This window comes from Solibacillus sp. FSL R7-0682 (genome assembly GCF_038005985.1).
In the GTDB taxonomy this organism is placed as follows: Bacteria; Bacillota; Bacilli; order Bacillales_A; family Planococcaceae; genus Solibacillus.
In genome coordinates, this window is sequence record NZ_JBBOUI010000001.1 from 2,171,245 (window position 1) to 2,189,558 (window position 18,314).

18 protein-coding genes are annotated in these 18,314 nt (G+C 33.4%); 9 read left to right on the forward strand and 9 right to left on the reverse strand.

Features of this window, described 5'->3' with window-relative positions; genetic code table 11:
• The first annotated feature begins 106 nt into the window (after positions 1 to 106).
• Positions 107 to 850 carry a hypothetical protein gene (locus tag MKZ17_RS11095; RefSeq protein WP_340723795.1) on the forward strand — a complete coding sequence of 248 codons (744 nt, stop codon included), beginning with the start codon at positions 107 to 109 and terminating at the stop codon, positions 848 to 850.
• A gap of 87 nt (positions 851 to 937) precedes the next feature.
• Here MKZ17_RS11095 and MKZ17_RS11100 read toward each other — a convergent pair whose 3' ends face one another.
• Both MKZ17_RS11100 and MKZ17_RS11105 read right to left on the reverse strand, forming a co-directional pair.
• Positions 938 to 2,488: a solute symporter family protein gene (locus MKZ17_RS11100; RefSeq protein ID WP_340723796.1), complete on the reverse strand. Its 1,551-nt coding sequence runs from the start codon at positions 2,486 to 2,488 to the stop codon at positions 938 to 940.
• A 2-nt stretch (positions 2,489 to 2,490) separates the two neighbouring features.
• Positions 2,491 to 2,829: a DUF485 domain-containing protein gene (locus MKZ17_RS11105; protein ID WP_445326910.1), complete on the reverse strand. Its 339-nt coding sequence runs from the start codon at positions 2,827 to 2,829 to the stop codon at positions 2,491 to 2,493.
• Between the two features lie 544 nt (positions 2,830 to 3,373).
• On the opposite strand from MKZ17_RS11105, the gene MKZ17_RS11110 reads away from it, so the two are divergent.
• From MKZ17_RS11110 to MKZ17_RS11135, 6 genes are all read left to right on the forward strand, one after another.
• A complete protein-coding gene (locus MKZ17_RS11110; protein ID WP_340723797.1) occupies positions 3,374 to 3,907 on the forward strand; it encodes a GNAT family N-acetyltransferase in 534 nt (177 codons plus the stop codon).
• A 21-nt stretch (positions 3,908 to 3,928) separates the two neighbouring features.
• A complete protein-coding gene (locus MKZ17_RS11115; protein ID WP_340723798.1) occupies positions 3,929 to 5,431 on the forward strand; it encodes a transglutaminase domain-containing protein in 1,503 nt (500 codons plus the stop codon).
• A 48-nt stretch (positions 5,432 to 5,479) separates the two neighbouring features.
• On the forward strand, positions 5,480 to 6,004 hold the full coding sequence (locus tag MKZ17_RS11120) for a GNAT family N-acetyltransferase (RefSeq protein WP_340723799.1): 525 nt from the start codon (positions 5,480 to 5,482) through the stop codon (positions 6,002 to 6,004).
• A gap of 178 nt (positions 6,005 to 6,182) precedes the next feature.
• The gene (tsaA, locus tag MKZ17_RS11125; RefSeq protein ID WP_340723800.1) at positions 6,183 to 6,641 is read left to right on the forward strand and encodes a tRNA (N6-threonylcarbamoyladenosine(37)-N6)-methyltransferase TrmO; all 459 of its coding nucleotides are present in this window, start codon (positions 6,183 to 6,185) and stop codon (positions 6,639 to 6,641) included.
• An 8-nt stretch (positions 6,642 to 6,649) separates the two neighbouring features.
• On the forward strand, positions 6,650 to 6,898 hold the full coding sequence (locus MKZ17_RS11130; protein ID WP_340723801.1) for an NUDIX domain-containing protein: 249 nt from the start codon (positions 6,650 to 6,652) through the stop codon (positions 6,896 to 6,898).
• Between the two features lie 72 nt (positions 6,899 to 6,970).
• Complete coding sequence (locus tag MKZ17_RS11135; RefSeq protein WP_340723803.1) at positions 6,971 to 7,270, forward strand: hypothetical protein; 300 nt, start codon at positions 6,971 to 6,973, stop codon at positions 7,268 to 7,270.
• 724 nt (positions 7,271 to 7,994) lie between these two features.
• Here the strand turns inward: MKZ17_RS11135 and MKZ17_RS11140 are convergent.
• Both MKZ17_RS11140 and MKZ17_RS11145 read right to left on the reverse strand, forming a co-directional pair.
• Positions 7,995 to 8,519, reverse strand: a complete 525-nt coding sequence (locus MKZ17_RS11140) for a GrpB family protein (RefSeq protein ID WP_340723804.1) — start codon at positions 8,517 to 8,519, stop codon at positions 7,995 to 7,997.
• A gap of 710 nt (positions 8,520 to 9,229) precedes the next feature.
• Positions 9,230 to 9,604 carry an rRNA methyltransferase gene (locus MKZ17_RS11145; protein WP_340723805.1) on the reverse strand — a complete coding sequence of 125 codons (375 nt, stop codon included), beginning with the start codon at positions 9,602 to 9,604 and terminating at the stop codon, positions 9,230 to 9,232.
• Between the two features lie 484 nt (positions 9,605 to 10,088).
• On the opposite strand from MKZ17_RS11145, the gene MKZ17_RS11150 reads away from it, so the two are divergent.
• Positions 10,089 to 11,465 carry a nucleoside-diphosphate sugar epimerase gene (locus MKZ17_RS11150; protein ID WP_340723806.1) on the forward strand — a complete coding sequence of 459 codons (1,377 nt, stop codon included), beginning with the start codon at positions 10,089 to 10,091 and terminating at the stop codon, positions 11,463 to 11,465.
• Between the two features lie 48 nt (positions 11,466 to 11,513).
• Here the strand turns inward: MKZ17_RS11150 and MKZ17_RS11155 are convergent, their stop codons facing one another.
• The 5 genes from MKZ17_RS11155 to MKZ17_RS11175 all read right to left on the reverse strand — a co-directional run bounded on the left by MKZ17_RS11155 (position 11,514) and on the right by MKZ17_RS11175 (position 16,601).
• Positions 11,514 to 13,214, reverse strand: coding sequence for a bifunctional diguanylate cyclase/phosphodiesterase (locus tag MKZ17_RS11155; protein ID WP_340723807.1), 1,701 nt, complete (start codon positions 13,212 to 13,214; stop codon positions 11,514 to 11,516).
• A 254-nt stretch (positions 13,215 to 13,468) separates the two neighbouring features.
• Positions 13,469 to 14,980, reverse strand: coding sequence for a methyl-accepting chemotaxis protein (locus tag MKZ17_RS11160; protein WP_340723808.1), 1,512 nt, complete (start codon positions 14,978 to 14,980; stop codon positions 13,469 to 13,471).
• A gap of 222 nt (positions 14,981 to 15,202) precedes the next feature.
• On the reverse strand, positions 15,203 to 15,370 hold the full coding sequence (locus MKZ17_RS11165) for a transcriptional regulator (RefSeq protein WP_340723809.1): 168 nt from the start codon (positions 15,368 to 15,370) through the stop codon (positions 15,203 to 15,205).
• 1 nt (position 15,371) lies between these two features.
• Positions 15,372 to 15,524 carry a transcriptional regulator gene (locus MKZ17_RS11170; RefSeq protein WP_340723810.1) on the reverse strand — a complete coding sequence of 51 codons (153 nt, stop codon included), beginning with the start codon at positions 15,522 to 15,524 and terminating at the stop codon, positions 15,372 to 15,374.
• A 123-nt stretch (positions 15,525 to 15,647) separates the two neighbouring features.
• Complete coding sequence (locus MKZ17_RS11175; protein ID WP_340723811.1) at positions 15,648 to 16,601, reverse strand: tyrosine recombinase XerC; 954 nt, start codon at positions 16,599 to 16,601, stop codon at positions 15,648 to 15,650.
• Between the two features lie 269 nt (positions 16,602 to 16,870).
• On the opposite strand from MKZ17_RS11175, the gene MKZ17_RS11180 reads away from it, so the two are divergent.
• Positions 16,871 to 18,301, forward strand: coding sequence for a sugar phosphate isomerase (locus tag MKZ17_RS11180; protein ID WP_340723812.1), 1,431 nt, complete (start codon positions 16,871 to 16,873; stop codon positions 18,299 to 18,301).
• Positions 18,302 to 18,314 lie beyond the last annotated feature (13 nt).

The following is an 18,314-nucleotide window of genomic DNA, read 5'->3' on the forward strand; positions in this document are numbered from 1 at the left end:
TAGAGTTTAATAAGAAGCAAACTTGTATTTTGAAGGAAATTGACATTTATATGCTAAAATAAATTTATGGTATCTAAAATTGCTAAAATTGTGGAGTGAAATAGATATGAAGAAAAAGGTAATAATTTTTTTGATAGGGGTGATTTTACTTATATCTTCTTTGCCGTTAAGCACAAAAATGGTAATGGAAATCATTCATAATCAAAAAATGAATTTAAAATATACTGTCACGAATGTAAATAACAGTTTTCCTCCTACTGAATCCAAATTCAATTTTAAAGGACATATTGTAGAGGTTGAGGAAGCAATAAAAAATATGGAAAGTTATATAGACCCTTGGAGTAATAAAATTAGCATCGCAGATTTATCTATCAAAATAGATGGAGAAGTAATAGATGTATTAAGAGATTACCCAATAAGGGTGGAAGAAGAAGGTTTAAATAGATATTATGGAGAGATTGCATATTTAACCTTAGAAGATAAGAAAAATGATCAAGTTCAATTTATTGTGCTTTTGAAGAAAACAAGAGAATTGCCAAAAGAGATGCCAAACGGAGATATAGTAGGTTGGGTTCCCTCGGAGAAATTAAAGTACACGCTTTATACATTGGATAAAGAAGGGCTTTTAAATAATAAATCTTTTAGCTTTATGGAACGTGACGCTTTACAAACAGAATTGCTTAATGCTGGTGTTGTAGCCCCTCATTCGATTGGTTATTATACAGATGCTTGGGAAGGTTATCCTTCACTATTTTTCCCCTTAATTTACCCATTTGGAACGTTGATCATCGGATTCATATTAATAATTATCTTTTTTCCAATTAGAAAAAATAAAAGTTTGCGAACTTAATTAAGCTAGTAGGGAATGATAGTTGAAATGGAATAGTAAATTATAAGAAAAACGCTCAGATTAACTACTAAGCGTTTTTCGATCTTATTAATGAGAAACGTCTTGCACTGAAACTCCTGTATGTGCTTTAACACGAATTTCTTTATAAATACGTTCCGCTTCATCTTGCTCGACCTTATTAGCCGTTAAAATGGAAGCTATAAAGCCTGCAAAGAAGCTCAGTGGTATTGTGATAATTGCTGGCACTGCTAAATTCACTAATGGTTCCCCAACAAAAATTGCATTACCAGTCGGGCTCCAAATATTCGGCCCCATTGCGCCTAATACTAAACATGACACTAAGCCAGTTACCATCGCTGCAACGGCACCATTGGCATTGAATTTTTTCCAGTAAATTGTGTAAAGAATTACTGGTAAGTTTGCTGACGCACCAATACAGAAAGCAAATGATACTAAAAACGAAACGTTTAAGCTTTGTGCAAATAGCGCTAATACAATGGAAACAATTGCAATTGAAATCGATCCTATACGCGCGGCTAATACTTGTTGCTTTTCTGTTAATTGACCGCCATTAATAATTTCTCCATAAATATCATGCGAAATAGCAGAAGCACCCGTTAATACTAATCCTGATACTACCGCTAAAATAGTGGCAAATGCTACAGCACAAATAAATGATAATAAAATGTTACCACCTAAAAATTCTGCAAGAAGTGGGGCAGCTGTATTCCCAGCAGCATTTTCTCCTATAATTGCTTCAAATCCTACGAAGTGCATGGCACCAAATCCTAAGAAAATAGTTAACGAGAAAAAGATTGCTGTGATCCAAGTTGTCCAAGAAATAGATGAACGCGCTGTTTTTGCATCTTTAACAGTAAAGAAGCGCATCAAAATATGTGGCAACCCAGATGTCCCTAAAACTAATGCCAACATCATTGATACCGAATCAATTGTCGATGAGTATTTCATTCCAGGTACTAAATATTCGTCTCCATAGTTCGTACTAATAGTGTCAAACATTTTCACTAAGTTAAAATCAAACTTCGCAAAAACTAATATCGCTAATAGAGAAGTACCAAATAATAATAAGCCTGCTTTAATTATTTGCACCCAACTCGTTGCTGTCATTCCACCAAACAAAACGTATGTTGTCATCATGACACCTACAATTAACACTGCCACCCAATATTCAATACCGAATAAAAGCTTAATTAATGCTCCCGCACCTACAAGCTGCGCGATCATATATAAAATGACAATAATGATCGTTCCCGTAGCAGCAACCCCACGAATGCGCTTTTCATTGAAACGGGCAGTTAACATATCAGCTAATGTAAAGCGTCCTAAATTTCGCATCGGTTCAGCAATAATATAAAGTAGAACTAAATTTGCTACAACATAGCCAACAGAGAAGAAGAAGCCGTCAAAGCCTGTTAAAGCAATTGCTCCCGATACCCCTAAAAAGGCAGCAGCTGATAAGTAGTCCCCAGCAATCGCAAAACCATTTTGCCAGCCTTTTAAGCCACCTCCAGCTGTATAGAAATCACTTGCGGAAGAAGTTCTTTTCGCTGCGATATATGTAACGATTAATGTTAATCCAACAATCCCTAAAAAGAAGCCTGCAGATACTAAATTCATTCTTATGCACCAGCCTTTTCATATTCAATTAAAACCGCATTGGCAGCTTCATCAAATTTTGTTGCCATTTTAATGTAAACTGTACAAAGTACAATTGTCATTATGAATAGGGCAAGTGCATAAACCCAAACCCAAGTAATACTACCGATTGCTTTCTGTTGTAAAACAGGTGTGAATGCTAAAATCGGTAAAAGGATGTAAAATGTCAAAAATGTTATAGTCATACCGAATAAAAATCGATTTTTCTTTTGTACAAATCGATTAAATGATTCCATGCGATCAATCACATCATAGTTGATTGAATCGCTATTTGTTGAGTAATTCTCCCCTGATTTGCTCAACTGAATTCCCCCTTAAGAATTATTATTCTGTTTTAAACGGAATATTACTATTTCAATCCGTTATTAGTTTTGATTGTAAGGGGGAATACTTTATTATGCAATAACATTTTTTCTGAAAACTCTTAATTATCCATTTCTGTTTGAAGTAGAATTATTAGGTTTTATGAAGAAAAAATGGACTTAAATTTACGTGAAATATATAACGAAATATTATTTTACGTTTTAAATTTACAGAATATTTCACTTTATTAGAGGAAATCACACATAAAGCACAATATAATATTTCGCTAATCTAATATAATTGATTTCCATATTATTTCCTGATTACACTATCTTTGTACTATAACAAGTTAAAAATAATATTTTTTTGATATTCAACAATTTAAAATATTTCTTCCCATCAAGATGTTAAAATAAATTGATGTAGTGAATGAAAGAATTAGTAAGCTTTAATCTAAAAATGATAATAATTTGATATTTTAATTATAAAAAGCCGTATTTTTTTAGACCAAAAGCATAAATTTATTAAAAAGGAGCCAAAGAAATGCTAAAACTTACTACGGAGCGTTTGCGTTTTGAACGTTATACAAAAGAAGATGTACAATTTGTACTTGAACTTGTTACAGACCCTGATGTCATGAAATTTATCGGAAATGGACAAGTGAAAGACATTGTTTATGCGGAGCACTTAATCGACCGGATGCTTGAACAGTATAAAAATTTTGGTGATTACGGGCTTCATAAGCTCATTCATCGAGAAAGTGGGGAAGTGATCGGACATGCTGGGCTTGTAGCACAAATTTTTGATGATACCTTTGAAATGGAACTTGGCTATTGGATAAAGCCTAGCTGTTGGCATCAAGGATATGGTTTTGAGGCCGCTCATGCCCTGAAAACTTATGCGGATGAAGAAATGTATTTAGCACGTTATGTGTCTGCCATTCAAGTAGGCAATGAAGGCTCAAAACGTATCGCATTAAAAAATGGTATGCATTTAGAGAAGGTAATCTCAATGGAAGGCAAGCTTGTAGAAATTTATGTAAAAGAAAATGATTATGAAATTGATGATAACGTTTAAGTACGTAGGAGAATAAAGCAAATGAAACGCTATTTTATAAGTTATGAAGAATTTAAAGCACGTGGAGGTTCCATTAAATCATCCACCATTACATATGACGAGTTACAAGCGGTACTAACAATGCATATGGAGCGTTTAGATAAGCAATTTACATTGCATATTAATGGTCATACACCTAAGCCTGTGCATGAGCTTATTGAAGAGGCATTCGAATTATGTCATTTGCATAAGCCGTTTTATACACAGCATTGTGCCAATCGTAGTTATCGTTACCGTAGTACATCCAAAAATCGTGTAAAGGTTGAGTTTACACTTAGTTATCGGATGAATGGTGATCAAGAACAGTGGATGCTTACAGAAATTGAACATACGTTAAAGACAATTACGAAGCCTTCTATGACAACTTTGCAAAAGGTTGTAGCTGTGCATGATTATATCGTCCGAACGTATGCTTATGAAATGCAGACGAAAGGCTCACCATTTGCTGTACATACATTTATGCAGGAAAAGCGCGGTGTTTGTATGGCTTATGCGCTCTTGTTTGAAAAAATGATGGAGATGCTAGCAATCCCTTGTTATTACGTGATAGGGAAGGCAGATGGGGAAGGTGATGCGGGCCATGCTTGGAATCTCGTCAATATTGACGGCGAGTGGTTTCATATTGATGTGACGTGGGATGATATTGGCCATGTCTATGAAAATCATGTGATTCGCTATCGGTATTTTTTATGTACAGATGAGCAAATGGCAATAAATCATCAATGGGATCTTGATTTATATCCACCTTGTACGAGCAAACGTTTTAATGTATTTCACGCACTTTATGATGCTTGTATCGTAGAGGATACACTTATTTATCCGCATCCGAAAACTGCGCTATTAACCGAGCTTCAGCTTAATAAGCTGCAGACAAAACGTTTACTTAATATTCGGGTTCAATCTTGCACCTATGCAAATGATCGTATTTATTTTAGTAACTATTCTCATCTTGGATATTTGTACACATTTAATCTTCGTACGAATGAGCTTAAACATGTTCGAGCGGAGTCTGTTCATCACATAAACACGATGTCTGACCAATTGATTGTGACCTATAAAAATCAAACAACTGAAACATTCGCTCTTGAAAAGTCACACTCTGCAAATGTAAAAGAAAATGCTTTCATCGTAGAAAATACTATTCAGCATACTTCCGCCTTGATGATGTCGTTTGGGGAAAGCTGGCTTGCAACATTTGAAGCTACGGATCCAACTTTTGTTGCATTTAAAAGCGCGGAAGGAATTGAATTCATATTAGCAGAGCCAGTTAAACAATTGACAATTTCGCTTGAAATGGAGAAAGGGATTCAACTCCAGGTGACATCCAATCGGAAACCACTAACGTTTAAACAGCCTGCACAACTAAAAATTCCGATGCATTTAGTACAACATCTACTCGGATCACTCCAAAAAAAGCTTTCAAATAAGCTTTCAATGGTAGATGATAATGTATATATTACCATCCAACGCAGCATAACTTTATAATTTGATTCTATTCAATACAATAAACAACCTAAAAAGGAGCATGTTGATATGAGATTAGAAAGCGAGAGAATTTTTTTAAGGCCACTTTGTGAATTAGATGCGACGATTATTTTAGAAAGTACAATGGATCAAGAAATCCGTTATATGACAGGGACGAAGAGCATTTTTTCATTGGATCAAATAATAAAACATATCGAACATATTAATAATGACGAAAGCCGCTATGATTTTGCTATTTGTTTAAAGGAAAGTGACGAAATGATTGGAGAATTATCAATTTTGGATATTGATGAGGACAACAAAAAAGCAGGATTTCGAATATCGATGGCGGCCATTTCATTAACAGGAAAAGGAGATGGAACGGAAGCAATCAAAATTGTTTTACAGTTTGTTTTTGAACAGCTTCAATTAAATCGTTTGCAGTTAGAGGTATTCAGTCATAACACTCGTGGGATTAGAGCATATGAGAAAATTGGATTTGTTAAAGAAGGCGTTTTACGTCAATCTTTATACATTGATAATACATATTCAGACGAAATTATTATGGCCATCCTTAAAAGTGATTACAAATAAGAGCAAGGGACGATTCTATCTATTAACAATGCTTAAAATGTAACTAATTTTAGTTTATACATCTCTATAATAAGACAAGCTTATGGCTATCTATAGATAACCAATAATTACCTTTACACGTGACGTATGATATCGTATGAACTAAGAAGTACTGATAGTTGGAAAAGGGGGAAGTACGATGCCGTATACAATACAGCCGATCGCATTTGTAAAAAATACGCGAAAAGCTATCGAGGATGATCATTGGGGCTCAATTTTATCAACAATTGAGCTATGTGATGAGCTCAATGAAGCTTCTTTAAAGGGAATTGACGAATTTTCTCACATAGAAATTATTTTTTACTTTGATCAAGTAAAAGATCATCAAATACAATATGAAGCAAGACATCCACGAAATAATAAGCAATATCCTGAGGTTGGCATATTTGCACAACGAGGCAAAAATAGACCAAATAAATTAGGCGTAACGATTGTGGAACTTGTTGCGATTCAACAAAGAGCAATAATTGTAAAAGGATTAGACGCAATCGATGGTACACCTATTATTGATATTAAACCTGTTATGAAAGAGTTCTTGCCAAAAGAGAAAATTAAGCAACCGAAATGGTCAATTTCTTTAATGGAAAATTACTGGTGATCAGAAGTATGATTACCAATGTAATAGGAAAAGTTACTTGCTTTATAACACGTAAAATTGATGATAAACTACAGCTTTTACTAATACAACATCCTAATGCCGGAATCCAAATTCCAGCAGGCACAGTAGAACTCGACGAGGACTTTAAGCATGCTGCTATTAGAGAAGCAATTGAAGAAACAGGTATTGAAGAATATCATTCCTGTACACTCATTGGTAGTCAAGAACAGCTTTTTGACGGGAAATATATTCTCTAAAAACCGGCAAAAATATATTCAAAACCAGATGTTTCAAGCTTCCAATGGGCAGAAATTAGACGGGGAATTACTGTGCTACACGAACGAAAACATAAGAAATTCGTCCAAGTTTCTTATATTGAAGGAGATCAATACCCAAATCCGAATTATATATCTTATCAAATAACCGGTTGGGTAGAAGAAGCCAATCTGGCATCAAAAGTGATGAGACATTTTTATCATTTACAAGCAAACAGTAAATTGAATGAGTGGGCGATTGAAACCGATCAACATACATTTAATTTATTTTGGGCACCATTAGAAAATTTACCACCAATCGTTTCTCCTCAAGATAAGTGGCTTGCTTACTTTTTAAAGGAGCTAAAACAATAAACAGATAGCTTGTGAAAAGATGCACAATTGTTCACGCTTTTTGTAGATTTGTTAGTTGTAATGTCATGAGGATCTTGAAAGGATTAAAATAAGGGAATTGGCTGCAAATTTAGTATCAATTACTCGTTTAACAAAAAGAATTTTTGTTCTAACATAAGCTTAAATGAGTTGAAATATCTTGTTAAGATATGTTGATTTTAAAGTTGCTATTGAATTCAAATAAATGAACAGCAATTATATTATTGGTCAAAGTTACATAGTAAATTAGGTACTGAATGAGCAACTATCAATAAAAAGCATATTATAAGTAAGGATTTAATTGAATTTTTAACAAGCTGGAATGAGTTCATTTTGAACATAATCCAGCTTTTATTCATTTTGATCAAATTTCACGTTTCGTCTCACTATTATAAGTATACTTATGAAACGATACGCAACTTCCTATAATATATATTATGACGGTGTCCCTAAAATGGAATTATATTAAGACCGCTAAGTTGCTTCTGCTCTTTCTTTAACAATTTTCATTTAGTAAAATGCAAACATGTTTTTAATTCATGCATTCTAAGCTGCTTAAAATATTGATATCTTTTCTATTGATTAGTTAGTTAAATTGTTGAAAAATTACTCTGCTGCTTTAAATGCTTTAAATTAAAAAAGATTAGCATATTGGCCAATCTTTTTACTCTATGTAAAACTTCAAAACTTGAGGATCCATGCTACGTTATTTACTATGTAATTCCATTCTAGCTTTTTCAATAATTGATTTTATAAACGGCTCTTTATTCTTTGTATACGTCGGTCTATCGAACAAATATTTAGAAGAAAGCTCTTTTTTTAATGAGGCATATTGTTCGGCAACTTCAGGATGTAACCGAAGATAATCACGAAATAATACTTTATCAATCCATTCACTGCTACTAATTTCACACATATGTAAATGACAGGTGCCATTTCCCCATTGTCCCTTTCTAAAGAACCTTCTATCTTTAAACTCAGGTTTAGGAATATATTCAAATTCTATTTTACTTAAAGGATGAATAAAGTTCGATATTTCATCTATATTTTGTACAGCTACAATAATATCTATTATTGGTTTCGCTTGTAATCCTTTTATAGATGTGCTTCCTATATATTCGATTGCAAAAACCTTATCACCTAATGCATCAAGAATTCTTTTTTTCTCATATTCAAATTGTTTTTCCCAACGTGGATCATAATTACTAAGTTTAACTACTGGTTTCTCCATAGTTGTCCCACCTCCAAAAATAATCATGCTACATGCTCATTAAGTACGTTGATTTATTTAAAAAAATAAACTAACAATAACTACACAATTGAAAATTATGCCTATAACCTCTAATTTCATTCCTTGTTGCTTAAGTTTTTATGTTTCTCTTAATCCAAAGATTCCCAGTAATAGACCCGCTATACTAAGAACGGCAGCATTTCCTACAAGAAATATACCGATAATTGATACAATCCCTATAAGCAATGAACCTATTGCATTTCCATTCGTTTCTTTTTTCCCTGAATTTGTTTTGAATTACTTCCAAAGCTACACATCCCACTACATACCATTATGAAAAATGCCTAATATACTCCATCATCGCATTCCCTTTATAATTTTACAATATTGGTAAATAAAAGAGAAAGTAATTTTCAGTTTTGCAATTAAGTTCTTTTGTAAAAAATTGAAATCAAATAAATTGTGAGTAAAACAAAAACATCATTTTCTCGAGTGAGAAAATGATGTTTTTTTGTAATTGGTTTTCGTTGCGGGACGCTTTCCGGGGGCGTGGCCTAGGCCTGTAATCTCAGGCGCCACGCTATTCCCCCAGGAGTCGCCCCTCCACTACAACCAATTTGTTAAGTATCCAATTTTTTTTAATACTGTACTTTACCGTAAATAGAGAAATTTCCACTTCTGTCCCAGCCTCTTTTTCGATGTGTACCACACTATATTTCCACGCGATATCTCCAGTTCGCATGCTTTACTTCAGCGGGATTTATGAATGCCGTACTTGCTTCGATTACATCATTTAAATTTAACTCATGTTGCTTGGCAAAGTCTCTTATTGCTTGTAAAAGCTCTTCATCACAAGTTGTTCTAAACTCGCTACGATCATTTGGGCGACTTTTCTTGTTATATGTAATCGTTCCTTGTTGCAGCAAATTGTTATAGCCGTTTTCTAGCAAATACCCAATATGTGTATCATGCTGAGCTGCTAATTCTTTTAACTGTTCAATTAAAGCCGCGCTAATTCGAGTTTTATAGCGAACACGTGAATTATCCGTAGTTTGGATAAGCTTTCCGTTATTCAACTTCCACATATGAGTCACTCCTATCTTTATTTCAATATTATTAGTATACAGGAGAAAGACACACGTTAGTGTAAGTAACGTGTGTCTTTCTTATTACAGTAAAGTTACAACCATGTTGCCTATTTATTTGTAGTGACGCGTGACATAGTTTATTTCCCACAGACGCTTGAGCTTCAATTTCAGGGTGGATATACTTTGTTCGTGTATACATTTCGTTGTTCTTTAATCAACAGGTATCGTTCAAGAATCTTCGTTAAAGCATTTTGCTTTTAAATTTTTTAAGAGAGTTTTACCTTTCTATATTAATTTTAAAACGCATACAACGAAGCTAATAGAAATCCAATAATACTTTTTAAAACTATTGACTGATTGTAACTTTACTATAGATATATTACCTCCGTAAAAAATTTTTAAACCTATTTCATAAAAAATGTTTTCAATTTGTGCGAGAAAGTAAAGAAACGTTTATAATACAAGTACCCGGAGGTGTTTTATGTTAAAAATTAAAAATATTGATTTTCTAAAAGTCGTTTATGATGATTCACTTTCACATAATATTTTTTCAATCGCGAACATAACGTTTTCTAACTATGCGCCTGTTTACGGTGCCCTTCTCTATTGGCAAAAAAACGAAACTGATGAACCATTTACAGAGGAAGGCGACTATAAATTTTATTATGATATGGCACAATCTCAGTATTTTGCTGCGGTAAAGTTCCCTAAAGAATGTAAACTTACACGAGATCAGCGCCAGGAGCTTGCCTATATTTTATTAGAAGAACGCGGTGCAATTGGTACTTATAGCTTTGTTACTACAAAGCCTAAAAAAATATTTCATATAAAACAATCCTTACAGCAAATCGCCATCCCTGAAAACTTTAATGTACAGCATTTCAATACGTTTTCATGCTTTACTCAATTTGAAGCGCCAAGTGAAGTTTTTACTAACGAAGACCACCACTATGACCGCGCCTTTTTAAAGGAATATAAGGAATGGTGTACAGCAGCTGTAAAGGAACATCCGACTAAACTTGAGCACTATTTCGATTATCTTCCATTTGGATATGTATGCTATAGCAATCCATTACTATCAGAGCAATTTTTAATCGATCATTTACAGGAAGTTGACTTTTATGCGCTACAATACAATAAAAGCGTACTAGCACGCCTGTCAACGTCTTTTAAACGCTATATGATTCATCAGCTACAGTTTACAAAAAAACCGATTCACAGCGACTTTAGCGATCAATTAGAAGACTTTATAGAAAGTGATGCATTTTATAGTTCCTTTTATATTACCTATTTGCCAGAAAGTGACGAACAGATCGAAATGGATCTTCATTTTTTTGAATATGACCGTGGATTAAATAAATGGCCAGGTAGTGAACATTTAGTTAAAGGTATTCCTTCATTAACGAGTCAAAAATACGATAGGTATGGCGATAAGCGACCTACAAACGCGGAAATGGATAAGAAATTCGCCACGTATAATAAGGACCAGCAACAATTATTTGCTGCCAATGCTGAATTACATTGGATAAATCGTTATCGCAATGAATTAGATTGGTCTATTGTTTGTCAATATAATGAAATGCTTACTGAATCCTTTTTATCCGCGCATTTGAAGTATATTGACTTCACTGCACTTGGCTTAAATACATTTATTGAATTAGATACTTCTTTTTTAGCGAAGCATTTTAATCGATTCGATCATCAAAAGCCAGTACCTCTTATTATTTGTCATTTAACAGAGCAATTTTATTTAACACATAAAGATCAAATGAAAGTTGATATCGATTTGTTATATAAATATATGGATTGCATAGACGAAAAAGATTTCGACCGTATAGAAAGCTATTTAATTGATTAAAAAAGGGTGTTACTGAAAGCGAAAAACTTTCAATAACACCTTTTTTCATTATATTGATTTTAAGTAACTTACAAGCGCTTCAAAAGTCAATGGTTCATTTAAGTAAACTCCTTGAACATACGCACATTTCAACTCTTTTAAAATGGCTAAATCTTCTCCGTTTTCTACCTTTTCAGCAACAACCTGCAGATTAAGGGCATTCGCTAATGACACGATTGCAGCAATCATTTTTGCGTTCGCAGGTACTAAATTTAAATGCTGCGTAAATGCATTATCGATCTTTAATGACGAGATTGGAATCTCACGTAAATAATTTAACGAAGAATACCCCATCCCAAAGTCATCAATGGAAATTGTAATATCTAATGCATGGATTTGGTGAAGTTTTTCGATTAATTGACTATCTGTATCTAGCATACTTAACTCAGAAATCTCAATTTCCAGTTGTTTTGGATTTAATTTTGTTGAAGTAAGAATTGCTGTTAAACTTGCAATAAAATCTGCTTCCTTAATAGAATCTACAGAAACATTCACAGCCATTTTAAAATCTGCGGGAACGATTGCTTGTAAAGCGACCATTCTTTTGGCTGCATTTATAATGACCCATTGATCAATGTCCTGAATAAGACCACATTGTGACGCAAATGGAATAAATTGCTCTGGCTTCATTTGACCAAGCTCTTCATCGGTCCAGCGAATGAAAGCTTCTACACCCGCAAGCTCCCCTGTTTGTAATTTATACTTTGGCTGGAAATGTAGGTCTAATGTGTTTTCTCTTAATGCTTTATGTAATTTAGTTTCAAGAAGTAAAAATCGATCATTGGTTCCGCGCATTTTTTTCTTATAAATACTAAAACTATTGCCTTTTTTCGCTTTTGCAACGTACATAGCTATGTCAGCTGTTTTTAGTAGCTTCGTAATGCTTTCACCATGTTCTGGGTAAATACTAACGCCTAGGCTAACACTTGCATAAAACTCATACTTTTCAAAAATAAAGCTTTCTTTAAACACTTCTAATATTTTGTCGGCCATTTCATAAATGAGCTTTACATCCTCTAATACATAGACAAACTCATCCCCATTAAGGCGGTAAAAAGAATTCGTCTGAATATCAATTTGTTTTAAGCGATTGGCTAATTCCTTTAAAAATAAGTCGCCAATTTTATGACCTAAACTATCATTTATATTTTTAAAACGATTAACATCAAAGAAAAAAAGCGCAAACTCTTTTTGACTACGACGACAATTTTCTATTTCACTTTCAATGCGTCTTGTTAAGCTACGACGATTAGGAAGCCCCGTTAAATCATCATGGTAAGCGATATGGGCAATTTTTTTAATATTCTTTTGTGCCGTGATATCTGTTCGTATTGAAATATACTGTTGAGGCTTATGAGTATCATCTAAAAAAGGAACGATTGTTGTTTTCACCCAATATAAGGAACCATCTTTTGCGCGGTTACAAACTTCTCCTTGCCATGTTTCCCCACTACCGATAGTACGCCACATTTCTTTGAAAAAGGATTTCGGATGGAACCCGGAATTTAAAATTCGATGATCTTGTCCAATTAATTCTTCCTTCGAATACTTAGAAATCTCACAAAATTGGTCATTCACTTTTAAAATCTTCCCAGTTCGATCGGTTACAGCAACAATTGAAGTTTTATCAAGAGCAGCCTTTAAATCAACTAATTGTTCATATGTAAAATCCATTGATTCAAGGACGTTTGAATCGATTACCTCCTGCATTAGTATCTCCCCATTCCTTTAATAATAAGTATAAACAGAATATCCTTTATCTTTAAAATTATAAAACTAAATAACTTTATTATCCAACTTTTTATGCAATTTAGCTCAATAAAATGGATAATTCGAGAAAAAAATTCACAAAATCATAATATTTCAATAGTAAAAAATACCTTATAACATAAAAAAACATACCCCAAAAGTAACTTTTGAGGTAAGTCTTTTATTCCCTATTCTTATTCTATTAATAACTTATATTATGAATTTATTAGATCCGTTAATTTTTTCATATTGTTCGTTACGTTATTTAATTCGATAACGACTTGCTCTAAACTTTTAGTAGCTTGATGTTGTTGCTTTGCTGATGCAGTTATTACCCCTACACTAGTTACAGAATGTTGGTTCATTGTGGCAATGTCACTAAATAAGGAAACAGAACGATCTGTTTTTCGAACAATATCATGCGTGGCATGTGATATTTGATTAATGTTGTGTTCTAATGTAGAAATTGTTTCAAAAATAGATTCAAACGCCAGTTCACTTTTTTCTATGATTGTATTTCCCTTATGAATTTCTTCCATCCCGTCTTGCATTTTATATGCGACTGTAGTAACTTGCTGCTGAATACCTTCTAACACCACATCCATTTTAGAGACGGATTGCTGCGTATCTGTCGCTAACTTTCTTATTTCACTCGCTACTACGGAAAACCCTTTTCCAGCTTCTCCTGCACGTGCGGCTTCAATCGATGCATTTAATGCTAACAGCTTCGTTTGCTCCGAAATTTTATGAACGACCGTTAATGAGTTAGAGATGTCTTGCGACTGCGAATGAAGCAGTTCAATCAGGTGTTTAATTGAAGTTATTGTTTCTGTAATAATACCCATTTGACTCGAAACGACACGAATTGTTTCTTTGCCTTCTGCTGCTTGAAGTAAGCTTCGTTTTGCCTGATCCGTAACATTTTCCGTTTTTTCGTGAATGATTGACAACTGCGTAATACTTTCTTCGTTTTCAAGGATACTTTGTTGTAATGATTGGGCTTCATTTTTTGCATTTTCTTCAAACGTAAATAAAGCATTTGTAATGTCCAGACTTGACTTAGCCGATGCAGACGATTCCGTTGCAATTTGGGCCGATAACGCGGTTAAATTAACACTTTCCTCATTAATTTCACTAAATAGTTGTTGTAACTGACGTTCTGCAAGTGCGGTTTCGTTCGCTAAATTCATTTCTGTTTTTTGATTATGCACAATTAAAATACTTGTTGAAAATGCCGTCATAATAAGGAATATTGCGTGAATCATTAATAATGAAAAGCTGTAGTCCTCTGTACCGCAAATGAGCTGTGGAAAGAAAAAGTAGCCTGATAAGTGGTGGACAGCAAATATTACTGTACTAATAATTATGTATCGGACTTTTTGAAAGTTCGCTATCATCGCAAGGACCATAAATATTGAAAAGTGATATTCTGTTAAACCATTTCCACCTGCAATAATTGAAATGCTTCCAAAGGTTAACGTAATCGTCATGAAAAGTTGTTGTGACGGATGCTTCTTTTTGTATAGCCAAAATGTCGCAGCCATTAATACAATAGGAAGGATTGTAAAAATATTTAGTAATACATTCATCGAGCCTGCTACATTAGTAATGCCCTGGATATGTAAATAGCTATCTAAAAAATGAAATTGCCTGTGTAATAAATGTATAAACAACGAAAGTAAAACAACAAAAGCCGTGTTTAATAACATAATAGTAGATTTATTCATTATTTTTCCCACTAGTAACGCCTACCTCTTCTTTTTTATATGTAATCAAAATTCACTACTTATTGTTTAAAAATGAAAACAACATAGGGATTATTACACAATAATATATGCTAATCCGTCTGAACTGAAAAGTAAAGTATTTTTTAGGTCTATTGGGAAGTAGCGAAAAACAAAAAAGACAATCGCCCTCACAAAATAGGTCGATTGTCTTAATTTGTTTCATTAATTTGATTTTTCATAATTCCCTCTTTTCTCGTTTATATAGTTATTGTAAGCGAATAGCTGTTCTTGAGATAAGTTTAAAATAAAATAATGAATGTTTACTGGCTCAAGATCATGTTTTTTGCACGCATCCTTATAATATTCATAGGCATCACGATAATCTGTCATATTAATGTATCCCTTCTAATATTGCTTGCTCATAATAGGCATTTATTTGTTGTTCAGATAATTGAATAATAAAATATCGAAAATTTACCGGTTCTAATCCGAATTGTTCACACTTTTTCACGTACACTTCATATGCTTGACGATTTGCTTTCATTTTATACATCCCCTTCATTGTTCTATAACAGTTTTATTTTTGTGTTTTAAATATATAACAGATGGTGTATCATGTCAATTCATTTCTGAAATTTCTTACACTAAAAAAGTTTACGTAATAATATTATGTAAACTTGTTAAATGGATTATTTTGAATAACTTCTTGCAATTGTTCATCTTCGATATGAGTATAAATTTGAGTCGTTGCCACACTTGAGTGCCCTAAAATATGTTGTAAGCTTCGTATGTCCGCGCCTGCTTTATACATCATTGTCGCAGAAGTATGTCTTAATTTATGTGGGGTTAATTTTTCTTTGGGCGCATGACAATTCGCATTAATTTGCTTCACGATTTTCGCGATGGATTGTCGAGCAAATCGCGTTCCTTTTTGTGATACGAACAATGGCTGTGGCCCTTCACCTTTATAATCACGGCGATCGATCATATACTTTTCTAATGCATTAACACACGCATCATTTAAGTAAACTTGCCGTTCTTTATCTCCTTTTCCGATTACGGTTATTTTTCTTCCTTGAATGGAATCTAAATTAAGTGAACATAATTCAGAAACACGAATTCCTAAATTTAAGAAAAAAACCATCATACAAAAATCCCGACTACTATAATGTTGCGCATCAATAGCGCCAATAAACTCTTGCGCTTCCTCCATATTTAAATAGATTGGTTGCCGTTTCCCGATTTTCGGAGATTCTAATTGTTCTGCTGGATTATCTTCTATTAAACGTCGCTTCCCTTTTAAATATTTAAAGAAGGCTTTTAATGTTGCTACCTTTCGCGCACGCGTTGCAGCCGAATTACTGCGCTGCACTTCACAATACTCCATAAATAAATATAAATCCTCTAATGTTATTTCTTTAATCGTATCTATCGTAAGTTCACTAATTTCAATCATATGTATATTTGATAATGGAATATCCTCTTCCACCGCGCGCAGAAACCGTAAAAACAAAATTAAGTCATATTCATATTCTTTTCGAGTACGAGGTGATTTCCCTGTAATTGTCGTTAAATATATTAAAAAATCTCGCAAAAATTTTGGTAACTTAATTTGCGCCATTTGATCAACTCCTAGCGTAATTATAGCATAAAAAATGTTCCCAAATTCATATTTGGGAACATTTATTGAAAATCAGGGTCTTTCATACAGAAAAACGGTTATTATTGAACAAATAAACGAACGTATGTTTCTATATTGTAATTTCGCACTCAGACGAAGTGAAATGAATGTTTGTGGGTAATGCCCCACCTCGATTCGTCTGAGAGAGCATTTAAAAATGAATCTACTAGGTTAGTTTTCACGAAAATTCGGGAATAATTTTATAGGAGGTGTGTTTGTTGGAGGCGACGCAAAGTCAATTTATATTTTATTACCCGTTTAATTATAGAAAGCATCATTTTAAAAAATTCCTGCGAGTACTAAAAGAAAATGATTATTATCACTTTCAAGTTGAACAACAACAATTTCACGAAAAGTTTTACGGACCGGATGTAAACGTATCCTATGAATTGCTTAAGCAATATTATTATCCTTTTATAGAGGAAAAAATATTAAACGATGACATTTCTCTCGTAAACTTTAATCGCTTCACAAAACAATTTGATCTTGAAGGAGAAATGACGACAGTTTTTGAAAACATGTCCTTTAGCATTCCAAGTGTTGATATCAACCTTTGTCCTTTTGGTATTGGGATATTAGCTATCCGAGTTCAGCTGAAAGGGATTTGTGATATGACAAGTGCCCTCTCCTTTGCCCATTATTTTCGTGTATTACATCCGAAAATGGAAGAAGAGCTCGGAGCAAAAATACGTTTGGAGCAATTAGAATACAAACATACAGAGGAACTAGTATTTAAAACATTAGCTCCCTTTTTAGAATCGTTTTTTGTTGACTACTCCCACATAGACCAAACTATTAAGAAAATGCCATATTTTGAGGATGAACGGATGTATGTAAGTGCATTAATTCATTTAGAGGAAGATACAAATATTGATGATAAAATGTTATACCGCGCGGGACAATTAAATGGTAGAGATAAAGATGGCGAGCCTTATATTTCAAGTACGAATGAACAATATATTAAAAAATTTGTTGAAGAACATTGTTATAATCGATGGGCACCAAATTTTTATAGTATGACAACGTTGCAAGGACATATACAACTCACCACCTATCCGCATAACCAAGCCGAAAAGTACGTATCGCTATTTCATACAACATCCTATTACACAACGCTCATTTATTATTTTTATAAGCTAATGCTCCTTAAATTGGCCTTTGAGCATAGTGAGTTACGATTTTCAAAGGACAAACATATTATCGAAGATTTAATTGAACAAATTACAAAGTTTGCTTCTCGTTATTATTTTTCTGAAGTATCTGTTCGGACGGGCGGTAAAGAAATTGCTCATTTTTTTAGAAAAGTTTTTTGTATTGAGGAGCAATATCGAGATATTAAAGAAACGTTAGATGAGTTGTATCGCATCCAAGAAGATCGCTCAAATGATCGTCTAAATGAATTAATTTTCCTACTTACTGTATTCACGATGATTTCAGGTATATACGGAATGAATTTAGTAATCGATTTACTAGGTGAGCCAATGGATTGGTCAAGTATTTTTAGCTTTACGTTATTTGAATGGATTGCTTTTATATTAACAATTGTTGGTCTAGTTATATCTATTCTCCTTGTCATTAACCAGCTTTTAAATTATTTAGGCAACTATTTCGTCAAAAAAAAGCGTAGAAAGAATCAATAAAAAATAAGCGAGG

Bases quoted from the DNA above. Each gene is read 5' to 3' on its own strand.
- MKZ17_RS11095 (WP_340723795.1), top strand. From the start codon at position 107: ATGAAGAAAAAGGTAATAATTTTTTTGATAGGGGTGATTTTACTTATA.
- MKZ17_RS11145 (WP_340723805.1), bottom strand. From the start codon at position 9,604: ATGTGGAAGTTGAATAACGGAAAGCTTATCCAAACTACGGATAATTCA.
- MKZ17_RS11110 (WP_340723797.1), top strand. From the start codon at position 3,374: ATGCTAAAACTTACTACGGAGCGTTTGCGTTTTGAACGTTATACAAAA.
- MKZ17_RS11140 (WP_340723804.1), bottom strand. From the start codon at position 8,519: ATGGAGAAACCAGTAGTTAAACTTAGTAATTATGATCCACGTTGGGAA.
- MKZ17_RS11120 (WP_340723799.1), top strand. From the start codon at position 5,480: ATGAGATTAGAAAGCGAGAGAATTTTTTTAAGGCCACTTTGTGAATTA.
- MKZ17_RS11160 (WP_340723808.1), bottom strand. From the start codon at position 14,980: ATGAATAAATCTACTATTATGTTATTAAACACGGCTTTTGTTGTTTTA.
- MKZ17_RS11175 (WP_340723811.1), bottom strand. From the start codon at position 16,601: ATGGCGCAAATTAAGTTACCAAAATTTTTGCGAGATTTTTTAATATAT.
- MKZ17_RS11165 (WP_340723809.1), bottom strand. From the start codon at position 15,370: ATGACAGATTATCGTGATGCCTATGAATATTATAAGGATGCGTGCAAA.
- MKZ17_RS11115 (WP_340723798.1), top strand. From the start codon at position 3,929: ATGAAACGCTATTTTATAAGTTATGAAGAATTTAAAGCACGTGGAGGT.
- MKZ17_RS11100 (WP_340723796.1), bottom strand. From the start codon at position 2,488: ATGAATTTAGTATCTGCAGGCTTCTTTTTAGGGATTGTTGGATTAACA.
- MKZ17_RS11150 (WP_340723806.1), top strand. From the start codon at position 10,089: ATGTTAAAAATTAAAAATATTGATTTTCTAAAAGTCGTTTATGATGAT.
- MKZ17_RS11155 (WP_340723807.1), bottom strand. From the start codon at position 13,214: ATGCAGGAGGTAATCGATTCAAACGTCCTTGAATCAATGGATTTTACA.
- MKZ17_RS11130 (WP_340723801.1), top strand. From the start codon at position 6,650: ATGATTACCAATGTAATAGGAAAAGTTACTTGCTTTATAACACGTAAA.
- MKZ17_RS11170 (WP_340723810.1), bottom strand. From the start codon at position 15,524: ATGAAAGCAAATCGTCAAGCATATGAAGTGTACGTGAAAAAGTGTGAA.
- tsaA (WP_340723800.1), top strand. From the start codon at position 6,183: ATGCCGTATACAATACAGCCGATCGCATTTGTAAAAAATACGCGAAAA.